The following is an 18,649-nucleotide window of genomic DNA, read 5'->3' on the forward strand; positions in this document are numbered from 1 at the left end:
CTTCTACGCCTGCCAGCCCCTCTTAGACCGAGACTCCCCAAAGCCGCTTCGCGACCAACCCAATGCCGTAGGTGGCGGAGACCGCCACAATGACGATGATCAGGTTGAGCGCGATCCGTTTGCGGAGATTCATGCCGGAGAGAAAGGCGAGCACCGTGGATACCGATACGCTCATGACGCCCGCCGCCACGATCGACGGCCAGGCCGACTGGGCGCCGAAGGCGACCGGCAGCACCGGTACCAGCGCGCCGAGGAAATAGGCTCCTCCCACGAACAGGGCCGATTGGAAGGGCTGTTCCGCCATTTCGGCCTGCTCGGATGTTTCCCCCAAGAACAGGCGCTTGCCCGACTCGGTCCGCCGGACCTCCTGTTCGGAATTCAGCGCGCCAAAGGCCCCGGCTCCCATCGAAATAGCCCCTGCGACAGCGGTGGTGGCGGCGGCCATCAGGACCGTCACCGCGTCGCCGAACGCGCCGAAGAAGCCGCTGACCGCGCCCAGGATTTCCACCAACCCGTCGTTCAAGCCCAGGAAGATATTGCGGATCTTCTCGGCATTGATCTTCCGCTCGGTTAATCTCGTGACCAGCGCGTCCTCGTGCTTGAACTCGTCCTGCAGGATGTTCTGGAGGGCGGCGCCCAAAGGCTGGCCCTGGTAACTTCTCCAGAGCGACAGATATTTGCGCACGCCATAGACTTCGATCGCTTCCAGGACAAGATGCACCGCCGTCGCGCCGAACAGCCGGCACAACCAGGTGATGAACCAGAGCTTGAGTCGCCGGCCTGGATCGAGCCGGTCGAGCTTCAGGTTGAAGAACTTCTGCCAGAAGGCCAGGTGGTGGGCTTCGACCGCGATCAATTCATCCAACGTCCGCCGCATCTCCGCATCCCGCGGAAACACCTCCCGCAACGATTTGTACAGCGACAGGTCGAACAGCTCATCCAAGACAAGCGTCCGCGCTAATTGAGGGTCGTATGTCGGAGTGGAGGCCATGAGGGAAGTGGAGTGAGCCTAGGCCCCTGCCGCCATGCTTGTCAACGACAGCTATTGCATAGAAGCCATGAGTCTCAGGGACGAGGTTCTGTACTCTGCACGATGTCCGCCTACAAGTGAAAGAACGACAGCCTCAAGGAATGGTCCTTGCTCGTTAGGTGAAGGCCATTATGATACAGTCAGCGCATTGAGACAGTCATGCAAAGGGTAAGGCCATGAATAATGAGGGTGAGACCATGAATAATTCTGTTCCCTGCCCGATTTGTAGATTTCAATGCAGGGATGTTCGACAAGTTGCAGGTAAGGATGTCATGGAGTGTGACTGCCCACGATGTGGCGATTATTCAATCGCCGGTGAGGCTGCAAGTCACCTCCAGACTCCTGGCATGAGCATGCAGGATAGGGCCAAGATGGCTGCCTATCTGAGGGAAAGGACATTGCGCGGTGACCCGCGCATTAGAATTTTTAGTCAGCTACCGGCAAACAAGAAATTCGATACACCTGTAACTACAGCGGAAGAGATCATTAGACAGGGTTTTCCTCTTTCAATCAGTGAGAGACTTGATCGTGCCCGAGGTATAACCAGAAGGTGTGGAAATAGGAAGAGGGCGGTGGCAACCTTTCGGGTGATCAAACCCACCGGGCCGAGGCCCGGCCAAGAAAGGAGACACCGCCGTGAAGGAGCAGAGCACAGGGACCGACGTCGAGTCAAGGAGTCTATGGGACCATCTGGAGGAATTTGTGCGCGGCCACATCCAGCAGTTCGTCCAACGGCTGTTAGTGGAAGACGTCACGATGCGACTTGGCCGGGCGAAGTCGGCGCGGCGGACTCACGTGGATGCGCCGGACGGGTATCGCAACGGGTATGGCAAGCCGCGGAAGGTGACGCTCACCTGCGGCACGATCACCCTGCAGCGGCCGAGGGTGCGGAGGCTCGCGGAGCGCTTCGTCAGTCGGATCCTGCCGCTCTTCAAGCGACACACGAAGCAGGTGGGCGAGCTGCTGCCCCAGTTGTATCTGCACGGCTTGGCCCTCGGGGATTTCGAGTTGGCGTTGCGTGGGCTAATGGGCGAGAGCGCCCCCTTGTCCCCCGCCTCGCTCCAACGACTCAAGGCGCAGTGGAAGGTCGAGTATGAAGCCTGGACGCGGCGACGACTCGATGACCTGGAGGTCGTGTACGTGTGGGCGGATGGGTTGTATGTGAAGGCGGGGCTGGAGGCGAGCAAGGCGGCGCTGCTGATCCTGATCGGAGCGCTGACGGATGGCCGCAAAGTCGTCTTGGCCGTGGAGAGCGGGCAACGCGAATCGAAGGAGTCATGGGGCGCGGTGTTGCGGGATCTGCGGATGCGGGGGCTGAAACCATGGCGCTGCACCATTGCCGATGGCCATTTGGGGATTTGGGCGGCGCTGGCGGAGCAACAGCCCACGGCCGCCGAACAGCGGTGTTGGAACCATCGGCTTGTCAATGTGTTGGATGCCATCCCGAAGCCCCACCAGGCCGAGGCAAGCACCTGGCTCAAGACCCTGCCGTATGCGGAGACGCAGGCAGCCTGTGAGCGGTTACGCGATCAATTTAGCCGCCGGTACCGCGCGCTGGCCCCGAAGGCGGTCGAACGGCTCCATCATGATTGGGAGCGGCTCATCACCTTTTACCAGTTCCCCAAGGAACACTGGCGCCATCTGCGCACGACGAACGTGGTCGAGTCTCCCTTCGCCGCGGTGCGGCTTCGGACCGCGGCCGGCAAGCGGTTTAAACGCATCGAGTCAGCGACGGCGTTGATCTGGAAAGTCTTACAAGTCGCGGAACAGACGTTCCGACGCCTGAATGCGCCGGAGCTGCTACCGACTGTATATGCCGGCACTCGCTATGTCGATGGAGTGAAGCAGGCCACTGTCGCCCACGAGGATGTCGCCGCCTGATTCCATTTACACACCTATTGACAAGACCTCTCGTGCCCTAAAAAACCTCCATAGACTTTCAGAACACCCAGGGGACGAGGTCTGCCTGGACCTTGAGCAGGATGGTCCTGTGCTATTTGCGGAACATAAGGACGCTTTCAATTTTATTATGGAGACGTTGAAGGAGGCCGGTTGGGTGAGAACCGGCCCAATATTGAAGGAGATGGGTCTCGTACTGACAGCAAAGGGGTTAGAGCGAATTGCTGAATTGGAACGTACCATAGCGGGGGAGAAATCCAAGCAAACTTTTGTGGCGATGTGGTTTGACAGTAGTCTCGACAAGGCTTGGGAGAATGGTTTTGCGAGCGCCTGCGATGTCGTTGGGTACAAGGCGTTGCGGATGGACTTGAAAGAGCACAACCAAAAGATCTGCGATGCGATCATAGCAGAAATCAGAAAGAGCCGATTCTTGATAGCCGATTTCACTGGCCATCGGGGAGGAGTCTATTTTGAGGCAGGGTATGCTCTTGGCTTAGGTATCCCTGTGATCTGGACATGTCGTGAAGATGAGTTAGAGAGCACTCATTTTGATACGAGACAGTACAATCACATTGTTTGGAAGGATGAAGGAGATCTATTTGTGAAGCTCAAACGACGAATCGAAGCGACTATCCCAATGTGATTCAGACCCTCTGAAATGTGTTGCTCATGGTTATAAGAAATAGACCAAGGCCACCTTCCAGCAGTGGCCTTGGCGTACACACTCACTTTCTTGGCTGTCAAGCGGTGGACGGCACGAGGGTCGAGCGAAGGTCCGCCGGAGCGGCGGGGACCCGCCCGGCGTCTGAGGAGGGAAACAACTAACCTGAAAAAGAAAAGGCCGCCGGAGACGGCGGCCTTCCAGTTTTATCGCTCTTTCTGGCTGGGGCAGGGGCGGATACCCTCAATCGCGCGCGTTCACTGAGTGCCGCTGGGCTATATTGTTTCTCCTCTTCGAGCGGCGGTTCGGTCTGCCTTCAACTGCGCGCATGGAACGAGCACCCTTCTGAGGAGTGCGGGTTCTGCGAGCACAGAAGGCAGACCGACCGCCGCGCTCGCCCATTCACCGTGTGGGTTCTGCGAGCACGGGAAGCACCCGTGCTCTCTCCAAACCCTTACGTGCCCATCTCCCACGACGCCAAATACTTCTCCTGCTCTTTCGTCAGCTTGTCGATCGCCATGCCCATGCCGGCGAGCTTCAGACGGGCGATCTCCTTATCGATGACGGTCGGCACCGGATAGACCTTCTTCTCCAGCATCTTATGGTTCTTCACGATATACTCGGCGCCAAGCGCTTGGTTGGCGAAGCTCATGTCCATGACACTGGAAGGATGGCCTTCCGCGGTGGCGAGGTTCACCAGCCGCCCTTCGCCCAGCAGGCTCACGCGGCGGCCGCCGTTGAGCGTGTACTCGTCCACGCCTGGACGAATCTGCCGCTTCTTCTTGCTCAGCTTCTCCAACGCCGGGATATCGAGCTCGACATTGAAATGACCGGAGTTGCAGACGATGGCCCCGTCCTTCATAACGGCAAAGTGTTCCTTGCGGATCACTTTCAGGTTGCCGGTGACGGTGATGAAGAAATCCCCGATCGGCGCGGCCTTTTCCATCGGCATGACCCGGTAGCCGTCCATCACCGCTTCGAGTCCCTTCATCGGATCGATTTCGGTCACGATCACGTCCGCGCCCATTCCCTTGGCCCGCATAGCGATGCCGCGCCCGCACCAGCCGTAGCCGGCCACGACGACGGTGGACCCGCACACGAGGCGGTTGGTGGCGCGCACGATGCCATCCAAGGTGCTTTGTCCGGTGCCGTACCGGTTGTCGAACATGTGCTTGGTATCGGCGTCGTTCACCGAGATGACCGGGAAGCGCAGCACTTTTTTCTCCGCCATGCTCCGCAGCCGGATGACACCCGTGGTCGTTTCCTCGGTGCCTCCGATGACGTGTTTGAGCAGTTCCTTTCGCTTCGAATGGAGATGGGAGACCACGTCGGCCCCGTCGTCCATCGAGACGTGCGGCTTATGACCGATGGCCGATTCGATGTGGTCATAGTAGGTCTTGTTGTCCTCGCCTTTGATCGCGAAGACCGGAATGCCTTCATGCTTCACCAGGGCCGCGGCCACGTCGTCCTGTGTGCTGAGGGGATTCGAGGCGCAGAGCCGGACATCGGCCCCTCCGGCCTTGAGCGTCTTGGCCAAGTTGGCGGTTTCCGTGGTGACGTGCAGGCAGGCGGTGATCCGGATGCCCTGAAGCGGCTTTTCCCGTTGGAATCGCTGCTTGATCAGGCGCAGGACCGGCATCGTGCGCTCCGCCCATTCGATTTTGAGATTGCCCTGGTCTGCTAGTCCGAGATCCTTCACGTCGTAATCCACGGGTCCTCCTTCTAGATGGTCGATTCTATCGATGGTCGATTCTGGTCAAGAAAAAGGGGACGGATCGCGACATCCGTCCCCTTCACTCATGGCCGGTGTGGGGGAATTACAGTCCGACTTCTTTGCGTAATACCTTCGCCTTGTCCGTCTTCTCCCAGGTAAACTCCGGTTCGTTCCGGCCGAAGTGGCCGTAGGCGGCGGTCTTCCGGTAGATGGGACGGCGAAGCTTCAGATGGTCGATGATGCCGCGGGGCGTCATCGGGAAATGCTTGCGCACGACTTTTTCAAGGTTATCCGTCTGCACCTTCTCCGTGCCCTTGGTATCGATCAGGACGGAGACCGGGTCGGCCACGCCGATGGCATAGGCAAGCTGGACTTCGCAACGGTCGGCGAGCCCGGCCGCCACGATATTCTTGGCGATATATCGCGCCATATAGGAGGCGGAGCGATCGACCTTCGTCGGATCCTTGCCGGAGAAGGCCCCGCCCCCGTGGCTCCCGTGGCCCCCGTAGGTGTCCACGATGATCTTGCGTCCGGTCAACCCGGTATCCCCCATCGGGCCGCCGACGACGAACCGGCCGGTCGGATTGATGTAGTGCTTCACGCTGGTGGGATCGTAGAGCCCTTTGGGCATGACGGGCCGGATGACTTTATCCATGATCTCCCGTTCGATCACCTTGTTGGAGATCTCCGGGCTGTGCTGCGTGGATACCACGATGGTATCGATCCGCACGGGTTTCCCGTTCCGGTATTCGATGGTCACCTGGGATTTGCCGTCCGGCCGCACCCATCCCAGAATGTTCTTCTTCCGGACTTCGGCCAGGCGGCGCGTCAGGCGGTGGGCCAGCACGATCGGCATCGGCATCAGCTCGGCGGTTTCATTGGTGGCATAGCCGAACATCAGGCCCTGGTCCCCAGCGCCCCCGGAATCCACGCCCATGGCGATGTCGGAAGATTGGTTGTGGATGGAGGTCAGGACCGAGCAGGTCTGGTAATCGAACCCCCAGGTGGCGTCCCCGTACCCGACGTTCTTGATCACTTCGCGGACGATGTCGGGAATTTCGACATAGGCTTTGGTGGAAATCTCACCGGCCACGAAGGCAATGCCGGTGGTCAGGATGGTTTCACAGGCAACGCGGGAATGTTTATCCTGGGCGAGCAGCGCGTCGAGAATGCCGTCGGAGATTTGGTCGGCGATCTTGTCCGGGTGGCCTTCGGTGACGGATTCGGAGGTGAACAGATAGTTATTGCGCATCGAAACCTCTTGCTAGGGGTTCTCAGTTGAGGTCAGTCGGGACTACAGTCTCTTCCCACGGGCACGCACGTATGAGTGGTACCCCAGCCGTAGGGCAATGTCAAATGGAAAGGCTCATTTCTTTGGTAGGGGCTGGAGCGAGGTCCCGGTGCGGGTCCTTTGCTTGACAGTGATTTTATGCGGTTTGTAAGATGGTCAACCGATTGAGACACTCGCCGAGAACTAGGAAACCGCACGCTTCTCGAATACTCCCAGCACCTGGGTCGGATCAAGGATGCCGGTCGGTATTTCAACGGGTTCCAGGCAACGGTCAGGGTGTCTCCGAACCCTCGATTAACACGGGTCTTTTTTGATTATGGACGGAGAGCCGGAACTCGCCCTTCAACAACCGCCCGCGCCGAAACCCCGCGCCTCTGCCCAAGGGTTCGGGTGGGACGAGGTGTCCCGTGAGGTCGTGGAGTTTTTCGCGTCGATCAAGCTGGCCATGTTCCTGTTCTTGATCTTGGCGGTCACGGCCACCATCGGCACCGTCATTCAACAGAATGAGCGCCCCGAAACCTACATCAAGGAATATGGCGAACAGGCCTACCGTTGGTTCACGCGTCTCGGTCTGACCGATGTCTACCACACCTGGTGGTTTACCAGCCTGCTCGGCCTGCTCTGCGTCAATTCGCTGACCTGTTTCTACAAGCGATTCCCCGCCGTTTGGCGCTCGATGCAGCAGGACAAGGTGAACGTCTCGCTGCCGTTCATCAAGAATATGAAACATTCCGCCGAGATCTCGGCGGCGGGGACGAAGGAGTATATCGGCGAGCGGCTCGTCCGGTTTTTGGCGGAAAAAGGCTATCGGGTGCTGGCCAAGAACGAAGCCTCAGGCGTGTCGCTCTACGCCACGAAGGGCATCATGGGGCGCGTGGGGGCGCACATGGCCCATCTCAGCGCGACGGTGATCGTGCTGGGCGGGTTGATCGGGAGTCTCTGGGGGTTCCAGGACTTCGGCGTCTGCATGGAAGGGCAGACCTACCATATCCCCCGTGGGAACTTCGACCTGCACGTCGATAAATTCTGGATCGACTACTACGAGAACGGGGCCGTCAAGTCGTACAATAGTACGTTAACGGTGATCGACCAGGGCAGCCCGGCGCTCACGAAAACCATCACGGTGAACGACCCGCTCGTCTATAAGAACATCTGGTTCTATCAGTCGAGCTATGGCGACGCCTGGGATCGCATCGAGGTGGCGCGCCTCAACATCAAGGACAAGGAAACCGACAAGGTCCTTGCGACAGTCGATCTGGAATGGCAAAAGGAGAAGGTGATCGAGAATCTCGGCCTTAAGCTCACGGCCACCGATTTCGTAGCGGACTTTGCCTTCAATTCATCCGAGAAAAAGGTCTATTCCAAGACGGTGGAACATGCCAATCCTGCCCTGCGATTGGCAATGAATGAGCGCGGAACGTTGGAGGCGACCCCCTGGGTGTTCTATCATTATCCGGACTTGTTTGAGATCCAAGGGTCGAAATACAGTTTCGAGCTGGTCGGCTATCGACCAAAGAAGTTCACGGGATTGCAGATCACGCGCGATCCGGGCGTGAACATCGTCTGGATCGGCTCGACCATGATCGTGGTAGGAATCACGCTGTCGTCGTTCATCTATCACCGGCGCCTGTGGGCGAAGATCGTGCCGCAGCACGACGGCGTCGTGCTGCACATCGGCGGAAACACGCACAAGAATCAGATCGATTTTCAGCGGGAATTCAAGCGCCTGATCCAGCACGTGGAAACCAAATCGGGCTAAGCTTCCACGAGGATCAGCGAGCCATAGAGTTCTAGGAGGGTCCATCATGCTCAAGTCCCTATTCCTGTTCGATATGACCTTCTGGCTGTATTTGGCGGCCTTGGCGCTCTACATCGCCTATCTCTTCGTCCGGCGGCCGGTGATGCAGTTTGCGCCGGCGGGCCATCCGGTGGAGACGTATGACGATCGGGACGAAGGGTGGGCCAGCCAGCTCGGACAGGTCGCGACGCTGGTCACCGTGTTTGGATGGATCGTGAACAGCGGCGCGCTGTTCATGCGGGCCTATGAGCGGATGCAGCTCTCCGGCACCTTCGCCCCCTGGTCGAATCAGTTTGAAGCAATGGCCTATGTCTCCTGGGCGATCATTCTGGGCTATGTGCTCTTGGAGATGCGGTACCGCATCAAGGCGATCGGCGCGTTCGTCGTCGGGATCGGGTTCATCGCCATGGGCGCCGCGTCGCTGTTGCCCTATCGCTATCAGACGGCCGAGCCGCTGGTGCCGGCCCTCAACAGCTACTGGATTTACATCCACGTGTCCGTCACCCTCACCAGCTACGCCGCCTTTGCGATGGCCGGCGGATTGGGCGTGATGTACCTGTTCAAGGAACGGGCGGAACGGAAAGGCAAGAGCGGGGGAATCGCTGCGGCCTTTCCGGATTTGGAAACCATCGACGAGCTGGGCTACAAGGCCATCATGATCGGCTTCCCGCTGCTGGCCTTCGGCATCATTCTCGGGGCCATGTGGGCGAACTATGCCTGGGGCGGCTATTGGAGCTGGGACCCAAAAGAGACCTGGTCGCTGATCGTCTGGTTGATTTACGGCGCCTATATCCATGCCCGCATGACGCGGGGATGGGAAGGGCACCGGGCCGCTATCTACGCCATTTTTGGATTCTTGATGGTGATCTTCTGCTTCTGGGGCGTGAACTTCCTGCTCTCGGGTCTGCATGCTTATGCGTGATCGGGACAGGGCCATGGCTCAGACGGTTTCAGCCGCACCGTCCCCCGGGCCGTCTCAGGGAAGGAATGCCCCGGCTCCGGCCCGTTCCCAAGTCGGCATCGTGCTGACAGCGGCGGCTGTGCTGGCTGTGGTGTTCGGGGTCGTCTGGATGCAGAGCGCCAAGTACGAGCCCCTCACGGTCGGCAAGCCGGCGCCGGATTTTGCGCTGCCCGACCTCGCCGACAAGACCGTCCGGCTGTCCGACTATCGGGGCAAGGTGGTGTTTCTGAACTTCTGGGCGACCTGGTGCAAACCCTGTCAGGAGGAAATGCCGTCGATGGAGGTCTTGTACAAGAACTTCGAGAAGGACGGCTTGGTGATGCTGGCGGTGAGCATCGACCGGGTCACCACCAAGAAAGATATCCCGCCGTTCGTGAAGAACATGAATCTGACCTTTCCCGTGTTGGTGGATTCCTGGGGCCAGACCGACAAACGCTATAAGCTGATGGGAGTCCCGGAAACCTACATCATTGACCAGGACGGCATCCTGCGGGAGAAAGTCATCGGTCCTCGCGATTGGACCAGGCAGGACAACCTCCAGGTGCTTACGCAGTTGCTCAAAGCCGTAAAGTCGGCACAAGCGGTCACCGCATCTCCAGCCGGCGCCTGAGCGCCAGACCTTCCGACCATGCCGACCATGGGCCAGATCTGTCGCAGCATCGTTCTCGTGATGGGGATCGCGGTCCTGTCGGGCTGTGACGGGGGGGACCCGGTGTCGCCGCCGTCCGCTTCCGCCAATGAATCAGGCCTGGGCCGTGTCCAGCCGGTGACGGTCGCCATCGGGGAGCCCGCGCCAACATTCAGGTTGAGGGATCTCGGCGGGAATGCCGTCTCGCTGGAGAGTTATCGGGGCACCGTCGTCATGGTCAATTTTTGGGCGACTTGGTGCGGTCCCTGCCGGGTCGAAATGCCGGCGATGGAGAGCCTCTATCGAACCTTTGCGAGAAGAGATTTTGAGATACTGGCCGTGTCCACGGACCCTCAGGGCGCGGCCGTGACTAAACCCTTCCGCCAGGAAATGGGCCTGTCGTTTCCGATCCTGCACGATGCCGACTACCAAGTCGGGCTCATCTATGGGGCGCGGAGCCTGCCGATGACCTTTATTGTGGACCGCCAGGGGATTCTCCGGCAACGGATCTTCGGAGCCCGTGACTGGGCCTCCCCGGAGGCCGTGCGGTTGATTCGGAATTTCGTGGGAGAGACCCGTCATGACGGATAGCGTGCAACAGATTTCGATGTTTGCGGCCTTCACCGCCGGCCTGTTGTCCTTTGTGTCTCCCTGCGTGCTTCCGCTGGTGCCCTCCTACATCAGTTACATTACCGGCCTGTCCGTCGAACAGCTTGCGGATGCCGAGGAACGGGTCCGGTATCGGCGGGAGATCGTCGTCAATGCGCTGATCTTCATCGCCGGGTTTTCCAGCGTCTTCATCGCGTTCGGCGCCTCCGCCAGCCTGATCGGGCAGGCCCTGATGACCTATCAGGAGCACCTGCGGAAAATCGGCGGCATCCTGATCATCGTGTTCGGCCTCTACCTGCTCGGCCTTCTGAACCTGAGCCTGTTCCGGACGGAGCGGCGGCTGCACTTCCGGACCAGGCCCGCCGGCTATCTGGGCTCGTTCCTCATCGGCGTCGCCTTCGCCGCCGGCTGGACACCCTGCGTCGGACCGGTCTTGGGCACCATTCTCCTCTACGCCAGCACAACCGAAGCACTGTCCCAAGGGGTGCTGTTGCTCGCCTTCTACTCGCTAGGCCTGGGGCTGCCCTTGTTCATCACCGCGCTGGGCGTGGACCGGTTTCTGGCCTACTTCAAGGAATTTCGCGGCTACTTGCGGGGGGTGTCGACCGTCAGCGGCGTGCTCCTGGTCGTGGTCGGGGTCCTGGTCTATGCCAACTCGCTGACGCTGATCACGAGTTTCCTCGAACGATACGGAATCGGGTGGTATCTCGGCCAGTAGCGTCCGAGCCATGCCTCTGCTGCCTGACCTGCAGTCCTTCGACGTGGTCGTGGTCGGCCTCGGCCCAGCCGGAGCCGCCGCCGCGTACGAATGCAGCCGGTCCGGGCTCAAGGTTCTGGCCTTAGACAAGGGTGTGCACCCTCGGTACAAGGTCTGCGGAGGCGGACTCTCAGCCCGCATCGACCAGTTGCTCGGCAGCGCGTTCCAGAGCGTCATCGAGCACATCATCTACGGTGTGCGCTTCGCCTGCGCAGGTGCCGACCCCTTCACCATTGAATCGTCGTCGCCCATCGCCTACATGGTCATGCGAGACCGGTTCGATCATTGTCTGGTCGAGCGGGCGCGCGGGGCCGGGACCGAGATCCGCCAAGGAGAATCGGCGAAGCGCTTCACGCCCGTGCAGGACGGGGTGGAGATCGACACCGACCAGGGGCGATATCGCGCCAAGGTCCTGATCGGAGCCGACGGGGCGAATAGTGTTGTCGCGCAACGGTTGTTTTCGCGACGGCCACGCCGCTGCATGCCGACGCTGGAAAGCGAAATCGACATCGGACGGTCGCCCGTCTATCCGCGCGAGCGTGTCGTGGGAATCGAACTGGGAACTCCGGCCTGCGGGTATGGGTGGATTTTCCCCAAGAACGAGCGGCTCTCCGTCGGGATCGCGGAGTTTCGCGGACCCTCGGCAAGCCCGAGGCGAGTCTTCAGTCGCTTCGTGCAAGGGGAACAGGGACTCAGAAGCATGGGCTGGACGATTCCTCCCCCTCAGGGCCATCCGCTCCCTCTCTTCAACCCCTGTGTGCTCGACGAATCAAAGCCTGACGCGGTGGAACTGGTGAACGGACGGATCATGTTGATCGGGGACGCCGCCCACCTGGTGGACCCGCTGTTTGGTGAAGGCATCTACTACGCGGTCAAATCAGGCCAACTGGCCTCTCGCAGCGCGGTGGAGGTCGTGCGCGGGCTCTCGCAGAGCCTGGAAGGATACAGCCGGGCCGTCTATCGGGAGATCTATCCGGAATTCCGGGTCGCGTCCCGCATGGCCTCCATTCTGTACTCTTTTCCGGGACTCTGTCACCGGCTGGCCCATCGGTACCAGGAGTTCGTGCAGCTCTACTATCGGGTGCTTCAAGGGCACGAGACTTACCAAACCTTTCTCGCTTTGGCCAAACGCTCGGTCAAGGCCTCTCTCTCGCATTGGGTTCCTCACGTCTTCCGCGCCAGGCCGTAACCAGTTGGGAGATTCGTCGAGCAGGATCCGAAGAGGCGGTGACGGAAAGGCCGGTGCGTCAACACCAGGCGCCGAGACGGCATAACGTCAGATTGGGTTGAAGAGCCGAAGCGGAAGCCGGGACCGTCGGAGGGGTGATCTGCGGGATTGTGGCGCGCTGCGGCTCGGGTTCCGGCAGAACGAGCGAGGCCAGCGAAAGCTCGGCAGAAACAGGCTCGGCTTGAGCCGAGGGCGCAGGCTTCTCGACGTCGGTCTTGGCGACCGCCACCGGGAGCGGGCCTCCCAGTTTGGCGAGCAGCTTGTCGCCTTGGGCGCGGATCGGGCTTGTCGGGAAACGGTCGGACAGCAAGGCCAGTTGTTCCCGTGCCCAGTCGGTGGCGCCAAGTTCCTTGTAGGACAGTGCGAGATAATAGAGCGCGTCCGGCGCGACGTTCATTTCCGGATAGTCCTTCAGGATCGCCTCGAAGCGATGGGCGGCCGCCAGATAGGCCTCGCGGCGGTAATAAAATTGTCCGACAAACATGTGGGTCTGCGCGAGCCAATCCTTGCAATCATGAATTCGGGCGACCGCCTGCGAGTCATAGGCGCTGGACGGATAATCGGTTCGGAGCTTTTCGAACGCGGCCATGGCCTTTTGCACGGGCTCCGGGTCCCGGTCGATCGTCCGGGCCTGTTTGAGATAGGCCTCTCCAAGCCGAAACTGAGCGTAGGGCGCCAAGGCATGGGCTCGATGCAACTCCATGAAGTGCGTCAGCTCGATGGACGCCTCGGCATACTCCTCCTTGTCGAAGAAGGCTTCGGCCCGCTTGATGATGACGTGCGGGTCATAGTTCTTCTCGATGGTGTCCCCGACGAAGATCTGCTCGTCCGTGTTGCTCAATGCCTTGCCCTGCGCATCGGTCGGCTTCGGATTGCCGGAGCAACCGGACAGGACCAAGCTAACGGCTGCCAACAGGGAGCAGAGGTGGTGGGCGGAAAGGGATCGCAGTGTCATCATGGGCCGGGCCGGTTGTATCAAACGATAAGGTTCTTCGCAACAGAAAACACTCATTTAACATTCATTTAACAGTCATTCGCGCGACCACCAGGGGCTCATCACATCAATGGCATGTCATGCCGGCGCCGACCAGGAGCCTTGCATTGACGATCAGAAGAGGGGCCCCTATAATCGCCGGGCTCACCAAACAGAGTCCACCCGATCCATCAGCGAGCGCAAGGATGCTTACGAGCCGCATCGTCGGAACAGGAATGGCCGCTCCCGAACGGACGGTCGATAACCGCGAGATCGGCTCGGCCTTGGGCGCCCCACCGGAGCAGATCCACCGGCTGACCGGGATCAGGTCCCGGCGGTGGGTTTCCGGTCATGAGTCGGCGTCGGATCTGGCGGTGGAGGCCTCGCGGCGGGCCCTGGAAGCGGCCGGGTGCGGCCCGTCCAGTCCGGATGCCATCATTGTTTCCACCACATCCCCCGACACGGTGTTTCCCTCCACCGCCTGCTATGTCCAGCGGGCGCTCGGGGGCCGTCCCGTCGCCGCCTTTGATGTGGCGGCCTCCTGTTCCGGGTTTCTGTATGGGCTGTCCGTGGGAGATGCGCTGATTCGATCAGGACAGGCGAAGACCTGCCTCATAGTGGCGGCGGAGGTGAAATCCGCCTTCCTCGACAAGCAGGACCCGGTTACGGCGGTGCTCTTCGCGGACGGAGCGGGGGCGGCGGTGTTGGTTGCGGAAGAGACGATGTACCCGCAACGGAGGGGCATTCTGGGGGTTCGGCTCTACACGGACGGAGCGTACCACGGATTGATCCGCCTGCCGGCTGGGGGATCGCGCCTGCCGTCTTCGGCCGATACGGTGCGCGAGGGGCGCCATGCGATTCATCTGGACGGCACGCCGGTGTTCCGCCTGGCGGTCAGGCGGCTGGCCGCCGCGGTGCAGGACCTGCTGAAAGAATTCGGACTGACGATATCGGACCTCCGGCAGGCGGTGTTCCATCAGGCCAACGGGCGGATTTTGGAGGCGCTGGGGCGCCGCTTGGGCCTGTCGCCCGATCAAACGACGTCGATTATCGAACAGTACGGCAACACCTCTTCCGCATCGCTGCCGATGGCCCTGGACTGCGCCGTCCGAGGCGGCAGCCTCACTGCCGGCGATCTGCTGTTGCTGGGAGCCTTCGGCGGCGGCCTGACCTGGGCGACCGCCTTGATCCGTTGGTAGGCCGCTTCATATTGAACAAGGTTGAAAGGAACAGGCAGGGACCGATGTTTGGATTGATTCCACGCGAAGAAGCGTTCTTTGAACTGTTCCGCAGAGCGGGGCATAACGTCATCGAAGGCAGCCGTCTCTTGAAGGAGATGATGGAAAATTTTCACGATCCGGCCGGGCAGGCCAAGCGGATCAAGGAAGTCGAGCATATCGGGGACGAGATCACGCACGAGATCGCAAAGAAATTGAACCAGACATTCATTACCCCGATCGACCGCGAAGACATTCACGACCTGGCTAGTTCGCTGGACGACATTCTCGACGTGGCCGAGGAAATCGCCGACTGTTTCGTGATTTATAAAGTATCCAAGCCGACGCCCATGGCCGTCCGGCTTGCCGACATCCTCTATCAGGCGAGTGTCGCTGTGGCCTCGGCCGTGGACCTGTTGGGCAGACGCAACGGAGAAATGAGGGAATATACCCTCAAGGTGAACACACTGGAGAACGAGGCCGATCGGCTGTCGCGCGATGCGCTCTCGATGTTGTTCGAGAAGGAGTCGGACCCGATCATGGTGATCAAGTGGAAAGAGATCTACCAGGATTTCGAAAACGGCGCGGATCGCTGCGAAGACGTCATGAACATTCTCGAACGGATTGTGTTGAAACACCATTGACAGCCCCCATGCCTGCCTCCTATCCCTATCGCCCCTTCCTTCGAAGCTGCCCTTCGGGCAGCCGTCCCGTCCGGTGAGATTCTCGCGATGCTAGAAGTGAGCGGGCTGTTGCTGCTGGTCATCGGGCTGGCCCTGCTGTTCGATTTTTCGAACGGCTGGCACGACAGCGCGAACGCGATCGCCACCGTCGTGTCGACCAGGGCCGTGAGCCCGATTGTGGCCGTGACGGGAGCGGGGATCCTGAACATCGCCGGGGCCTACATGTCGACGGCCGTGGCCAAGACGATCGGGTCGGGCCTCGTGGAGCCGACGTCCGTCACGCAGGCCGTGGTGGCCGGGGCGTTGGCAGGCGCCATCGTGTGGAATCTGATCACGCTGTTGATGGGTCTGCCGACCAGCTCGTCTCATGCATTGATCGGGGGGCTCGTCGGGGCGTCGGTCGCGCACGGTGGATGGGAGGTCGTGAAGTTTTCCGGGCTCCGCGCCGTGATGGAAGCGATGGTCCTGTCGCCGTTTTTGGGATTTGCCATCGGGCTGAGCCTGATGGTGGCGATCAGTTGGATCTTCTTCCGCGCGTCACGCGGTTGGGCGACCGGTCTCTTCCGGCGGCTTCAGATCGTCTCGGCCAGTTTCATGGCGTTCAGCCACGGCGCCAACGACGCGCAGAAGGCGATGGGCATCATCACGCTGGCGTTGGTGTCCGGCGGCGTCATTCCCACGACCGAGGTGCCGAACTGGGTCATCGGATCCTGCGCCCTGGCCATGGGGCTTGGCACGGCGGCCGGAGGCTGGCGGATCGTGCGCACGTTGGGCATGCGGATCGTGAAGCTGGAGCCGGTGCACGGTTTCGCGGCGGAGACGGGGGCGGCGATGGTCCTGCTCAGCACCGCGCATTTCGGCCTGCCTGTCAGCACGACGCATACCATCACGACGACGGTCATGGGAGTCGGAGCGGTGAAGCGGTTGTCCGCCGTGCGCTGGGGCGTCACCGCCAGGATCATTTTCGCCTGGATTTGTACCTTGCCTGGCGCCGCGCTCTTGGCGTCGGGCTTCTACCTGTTGTTGGCGAGATTTGTCTGAGGGGCGGTGAGCTGTCCGGGGCGCGCGGCCGGGAGCCGGACCACGAATCGGCTGCCAGCGGGCTGGTTGCCCTCCACCCAGACCTGCCCGTCGTGTTGCTCCACGATGTGCTTCACGATGGCCAGCCCCAATCCGGTCCCGCCCAATTCACGGGAGCGGGCCTTGTCCACCCGGTAGAACCGCTCAAACACCCGCGGGCGGTCGCCTTCGGGGATGCCGATGCCGGTGTCCGCCACGCTGAGCTCGATCGAGCCGACCTCGGCGCCGGGAGTCGGTTCCAGAGCCTGAAGCCGAACCGTGATGGTCCCGCCGTCCGGGGTATATTTCACCGCATTGTCCAATAGGTTGGTCAGCACCTGAACCAGCCGATCTTCATCCCCGATCACCCCCGGCAACCCCTCCGCGACCTCAAGGTGCATCCGGTGCCCTTTCTTGTCCGCCAAGGGTTGGATGATCGCGAGGGACCGCTCCACCACGTTGCCCGGTGACACGAGATCCCGCTTGAACAGGGCCACGCCGGATTCGATCTGGGACAATTGCAGCAGGTCGTCCAGGATCAAATTCAGGCGGTTACTCTGACGCAGAATAATGTCGAGAAACTTGGCCATGGTCTCAGGGTCGTCCTTGCCCCCGTCCAAGAGCGCCTCAACATAGCCCTTGATCGACGTGAGCGGGGTCCTCAGCTCATGCGAGACGTTGGCGACGAAATCTTTCCGGACCGTTTCCAAACGGCGGAGGTCCGTGATGTCGTGGAAGACCAGGACAACGCAGGCTTCATGCTCCCGCCGGCCTCCCGCCACCGACACCTCGACCCGAAGCGTCCGCCCGCTGAGCGCAAGGGACAATTCCCCGGTCTGTCCGGTGCGCCGTTCCAGCACCCGCGCCGTCAGGTCGTTCAGATCGGGATGGCGGATCAGTTCCCAATAGGGACGGCCGCGCGCCGGCTGCGAATGGAGCCCGAACATGCGCTCGAGCGCCGGATTGATGAGCAGGACCTGTCCTTTGGAATCCAGGACCATCACCCCTTCGACCATGGCGGTCAACATGGCCAGCAGTTGGGCCCGATCCTCCGAGACTTCGTGAATCTTGGCCTGCAACTGGTCGGTGATCTGGTTCAGGACGTCGCCGAGTTGGCCCACTTCATCCGGCGGGGCCGACCGGATGCGGTGGCCCAACCCACCGGTTGCCAGGTGTTTGGCCAGTTGGGTCATTTCACTCAGGGGACGGGTGAGGCGGCGCGCAATGCCGATGCCCACGCCCATGGCGATCAACAACGCCGTTCCGAACGCCAACAGAAGATCGGTCTGAACAGAGGCGGGGAGGGCGTCGGGCCATCCGCGCCGAACGATGCGGAGAGTCAACCAGGAGGAAAGGGAGAGGCCGATCAGAACCGTCGCGAGAATCCCGAAGGCAACTTTCCATTGAAACGGCAGGTTCATGCCGGAGCGTCGTATTCCTTCAGTTTGTAACCCAGTGATTTGACCGCCACGATGGCGTCATTGAGCAGGGGAATCTTTTGCTTGAGCCGACGGACGTGCACATCAACGGTGCGGGTGGTTCCGTAATAATCGTAGCCCCAGACCGAATTGAGCAGGGTGTCGCGGGTCATGACCCGGCCGACATTGCGCAGCAGATACTCCAGTAACCCGAACTCCTTCGCCGTGAGGACGACTTCACGATCCTGAACCCGCACCTCGTGACGCGACAGATCCATGACCAAATGCCCGTAGGTGTGCACGGAAACCGTCCCCTGTTGTTGGCGGTCCAGGCGGCGAAACAGCGCCTTGACCCGCGCCACGAGGGATTTCGGGCTGAAGGGTTTGGTCACGTAATCGTCTGCGCCCAATTCGAGGCCCACGATCGTGTCGGCTTCCTCCGCCTTCGCGGTCAGCATGATGATCGGAATGGAGGCCGTGTCCGGAGCGCCGCGCAGCCGCTTGCAAATCTCGAGGCCGTCGATTTCGGGCAGCATCAGGTCCAGGACGATCAAGTCCGGTTTGTCCGACTTGACCTGCTTGAGCGCATCCGTGCCCGTTGAGGCGGTCGCGGTGCGAAAGCCTTCTTTGCCGAGGTAGAGCTTGACGAGTTCGAGGATATCCTTGTCATCCTCGACGATGAGAATCTTCTTGTTGGTGGCCATTGCCGATCCCCGCACAGCG

17 protein-coding genes are annotated in these 18,649 nt (G+C 60.7%); 11 read left to right on the forward strand and 6 right to left on the reverse strand.

Features of this window, described 5'->3' with window-relative positions; translation table 11 throughout:
* Positions 1-22: 22 nt before the first annotated feature.
* Complete coding sequence (locus tag QWI75_RS05380; RefSeq protein ID WP_289267668.1) at positions 23-943, reverse strand: VIT1/CCC1 transporter family protein; 921 nt, start codon at positions 941-943, stop codon at positions 23-25.
* A gap of 723 nt (positions 944-1,666) precedes the next feature.
* On the opposite strand from QWI75_RS05380, the gene QWI75_RS05385 reads away from it, so the two are divergent.
* Positions 1,667-2,911: an IS256 family transposase gene (locus QWI75_RS05385; protein ID WP_289267669.1), complete on the forward strand. Its 1,245-nt coding sequence runs from the start codon at positions 1,667-1,669 to the stop codon at positions 2,909-2,911.
* Positions 2,912-3,020: 109 nt separating this feature from the next.
* Complete coding sequence (locus QWI75_RS05390) at positions 3,021-3,572, forward strand: TIR domain-containing protein (protein WP_289267670.1); 552 nt, start codon at positions 3,021-3,023, stop codon at positions 3,570-3,572.
* Between the two features lie 472 nt (positions 3,573-4,044).
* Here QWI75_RS05390 and ahcY read toward each other — a convergent pair whose 3' ends face one another.
* Both ahcY and metK read right to left on the reverse strand, forming a co-directional pair.
* Positions 4,045-5,301 (reverse strand): adenosylhomocysteinase, encoded by a 1,257-nt coding sequence (gene ahcY, locus QWI75_RS05395; protein WP_289267671.1) that lies wholly within the window; start codon positions 5,299-5,301, stop codon positions 4,045-4,047.
* A 106-nt stretch (positions 5,302-5,407) separates the two neighbouring features.
* Positions 5,408-6,556: a methionine adenosyltransferase gene (gene metK, locus QWI75_RS05400; RefSeq protein WP_289267672.1), complete on the reverse strand. Its 1,149-nt coding sequence runs from the start codon at positions 6,554-6,556 to the stop codon at positions 5,408-5,410.
* 355 nt (positions 6,557-6,911) lie between these two features.
* On the opposite strand from metK, the gene resB reads away from it, so the two are divergent.
* Genes resB through QWI75_RS05430 form a run of 6 tightly spaced genes read left to right on the forward strand, consistent with a single transcriptional unit; the run spans position 6,912 to position 12,537 of the window.
* A complete protein-coding gene (gene resB, locus QWI75_RS05405) occupies positions 6,912-8,354 on the forward strand; it encodes a cytochrome c biogenesis protein ResB (RefSeq protein ID WP_289267673.1) in 1,443 nt (480 codons plus the stop codon).
* Between the two features lie 46 nt (positions 8,355-8,400).
* Positions 8,401-9,315, forward strand: a complete 915-nt coding sequence (ccsB, locus tag QWI75_RS05410; RefSeq protein WP_289267674.1) for a c-type cytochrome biogenesis protein CcsB — start codon at positions 8,401-8,403, stop codon at positions 9,313-9,315.
* Positions 9,316-9,328: 13 nt separating this feature from the next.
* Positions 9,329-9,964, forward strand: coding sequence for a redoxin domain-containing protein (locus QWI75_RS05415; protein ID WP_289267675.1), 636 nt, complete (start codon positions 9,329-9,331; stop codon positions 9,962-9,964).
* Positions 9,965-9,991: 27 nt separating this feature from the next.
* Positions 9,992-10,573, forward strand: coding sequence for a TlpA disulfide reductase family protein (locus QWI75_RS05420; protein ID WP_289267676.1), 582 nt, complete (start codon positions 9,992-9,994; stop codon positions 10,571-10,573).
* Positions 10,563-11,309 carry a cytochrome c biogenesis CcdA family protein gene (locus tag QWI75_RS05425; protein ID WP_289267677.1) on the forward strand — a complete coding sequence of 249 codons (747 nt, stop codon included), beginning with the start codon at positions 10,563-10,565 and terminating at the stop codon, positions 11,307-11,309. Before QWI75_RS05420 ends, QWI75_RS05425 begins: the two co-directional genes overlap by 11 nt.
* 10 nt (positions 11,310-11,319) lie before the next feature.
* Complete coding sequence (locus tag QWI75_RS05430; RefSeq protein ID WP_289267678.1) at positions 11,320-12,537, forward strand: NAD(P)/FAD-dependent oxidoreductase; 1,218 nt, start codon at positions 11,320-11,322, stop codon at positions 12,535-12,537.
* 58 nt (positions 12,538-12,595) lie between these two features.
* Here the strand turns inward: QWI75_RS05430 and QWI75_RS05435 are convergent, their stop codons facing one another.
* Positions 12,596-13,534 (reverse strand): outer membrane protein assembly factor BamD, encoded by a 939-nt coding sequence (locus QWI75_RS05435; RefSeq protein WP_289267679.1) that lies wholly within the window; start codon positions 13,532-13,534, stop codon positions 12,596-12,598.
* Positions 13,535-13,755: 221 nt separating this feature from the next.
* Between QWI75_RS05435 and QWI75_RS05440 the strand changes: the two genes are divergently transcribed.
* The 3 genes from QWI75_RS05440 (at position 13,756) to QWI75_RS05450 (ending at position 16,490) form a co-directional block, all read left to right on the forward strand.
* A complete protein-coding gene (locus QWI75_RS05440) occupies positions 13,756-14,748 on the forward strand; it encodes a 3-oxoacyl-ACP synthase III family protein (protein ID WP_289267680.1) in 993 nt (330 codons plus the stop codon).
* 44 nt (positions 14,749-14,792) lie between these two features.
* The gene (locus QWI75_RS05445; protein WP_289267681.1) at positions 14,793-15,410 is read left to right on the forward strand and encodes a DUF47 domain-containing protein; all 618 of its coding nucleotides are present in this window, start codon (positions 14,793-14,795) and stop codon (positions 15,408-15,410) included.
* Between the two features lie 87 nt (positions 15,411-15,497).
* The gene (locus QWI75_RS05450; RefSeq protein ID WP_289267682.1) at positions 15,498-16,490 is read left to right on the forward strand and encodes an inorganic phosphate transporter; all 993 of its coding nucleotides are present in this window, start codon (positions 15,498-15,500) and stop codon (positions 16,488-16,490) included.
* Here QWI75_RS05450 and pnpS read toward each other — a convergent pair.
* Both pnpS and QWI75_RS05460 read right to left on the reverse strand, forming a co-directional pair.
* Complete coding sequence (pnpS, locus tag QWI75_RS05455; protein WP_289267683.1) at positions 16,463-17,929, reverse strand: two-component system histidine kinase PnpS; 1,467 nt, start codon at positions 17,927-17,929, stop codon at positions 16,463-16,465. The genes QWI75_RS05450 and pnpS overlap by 28 nt on opposite strands.
* Entirely contained in the window at positions 17,926-18,630 is a 705-nt protein-coding gene (locus QWI75_RS05460) for a response regulator transcription factor (protein WP_289267684.1), read from the reverse strand. The genes pnpS and QWI75_RS05460 overlap by 4 nt, the downstream gene beginning before the upstream one ends.
* Positions 18,631-18,649: the final 19 nt, after the last annotated feature.

The organism is Nitrospira tepida, assembly GCF_947241125.1.
GTDB lineage: Bacteria > Nitrospirota > Nitrospiria > Nitrospirales > Nitrospiraceae > Nitrospira_G > Nitrospira_G tepida.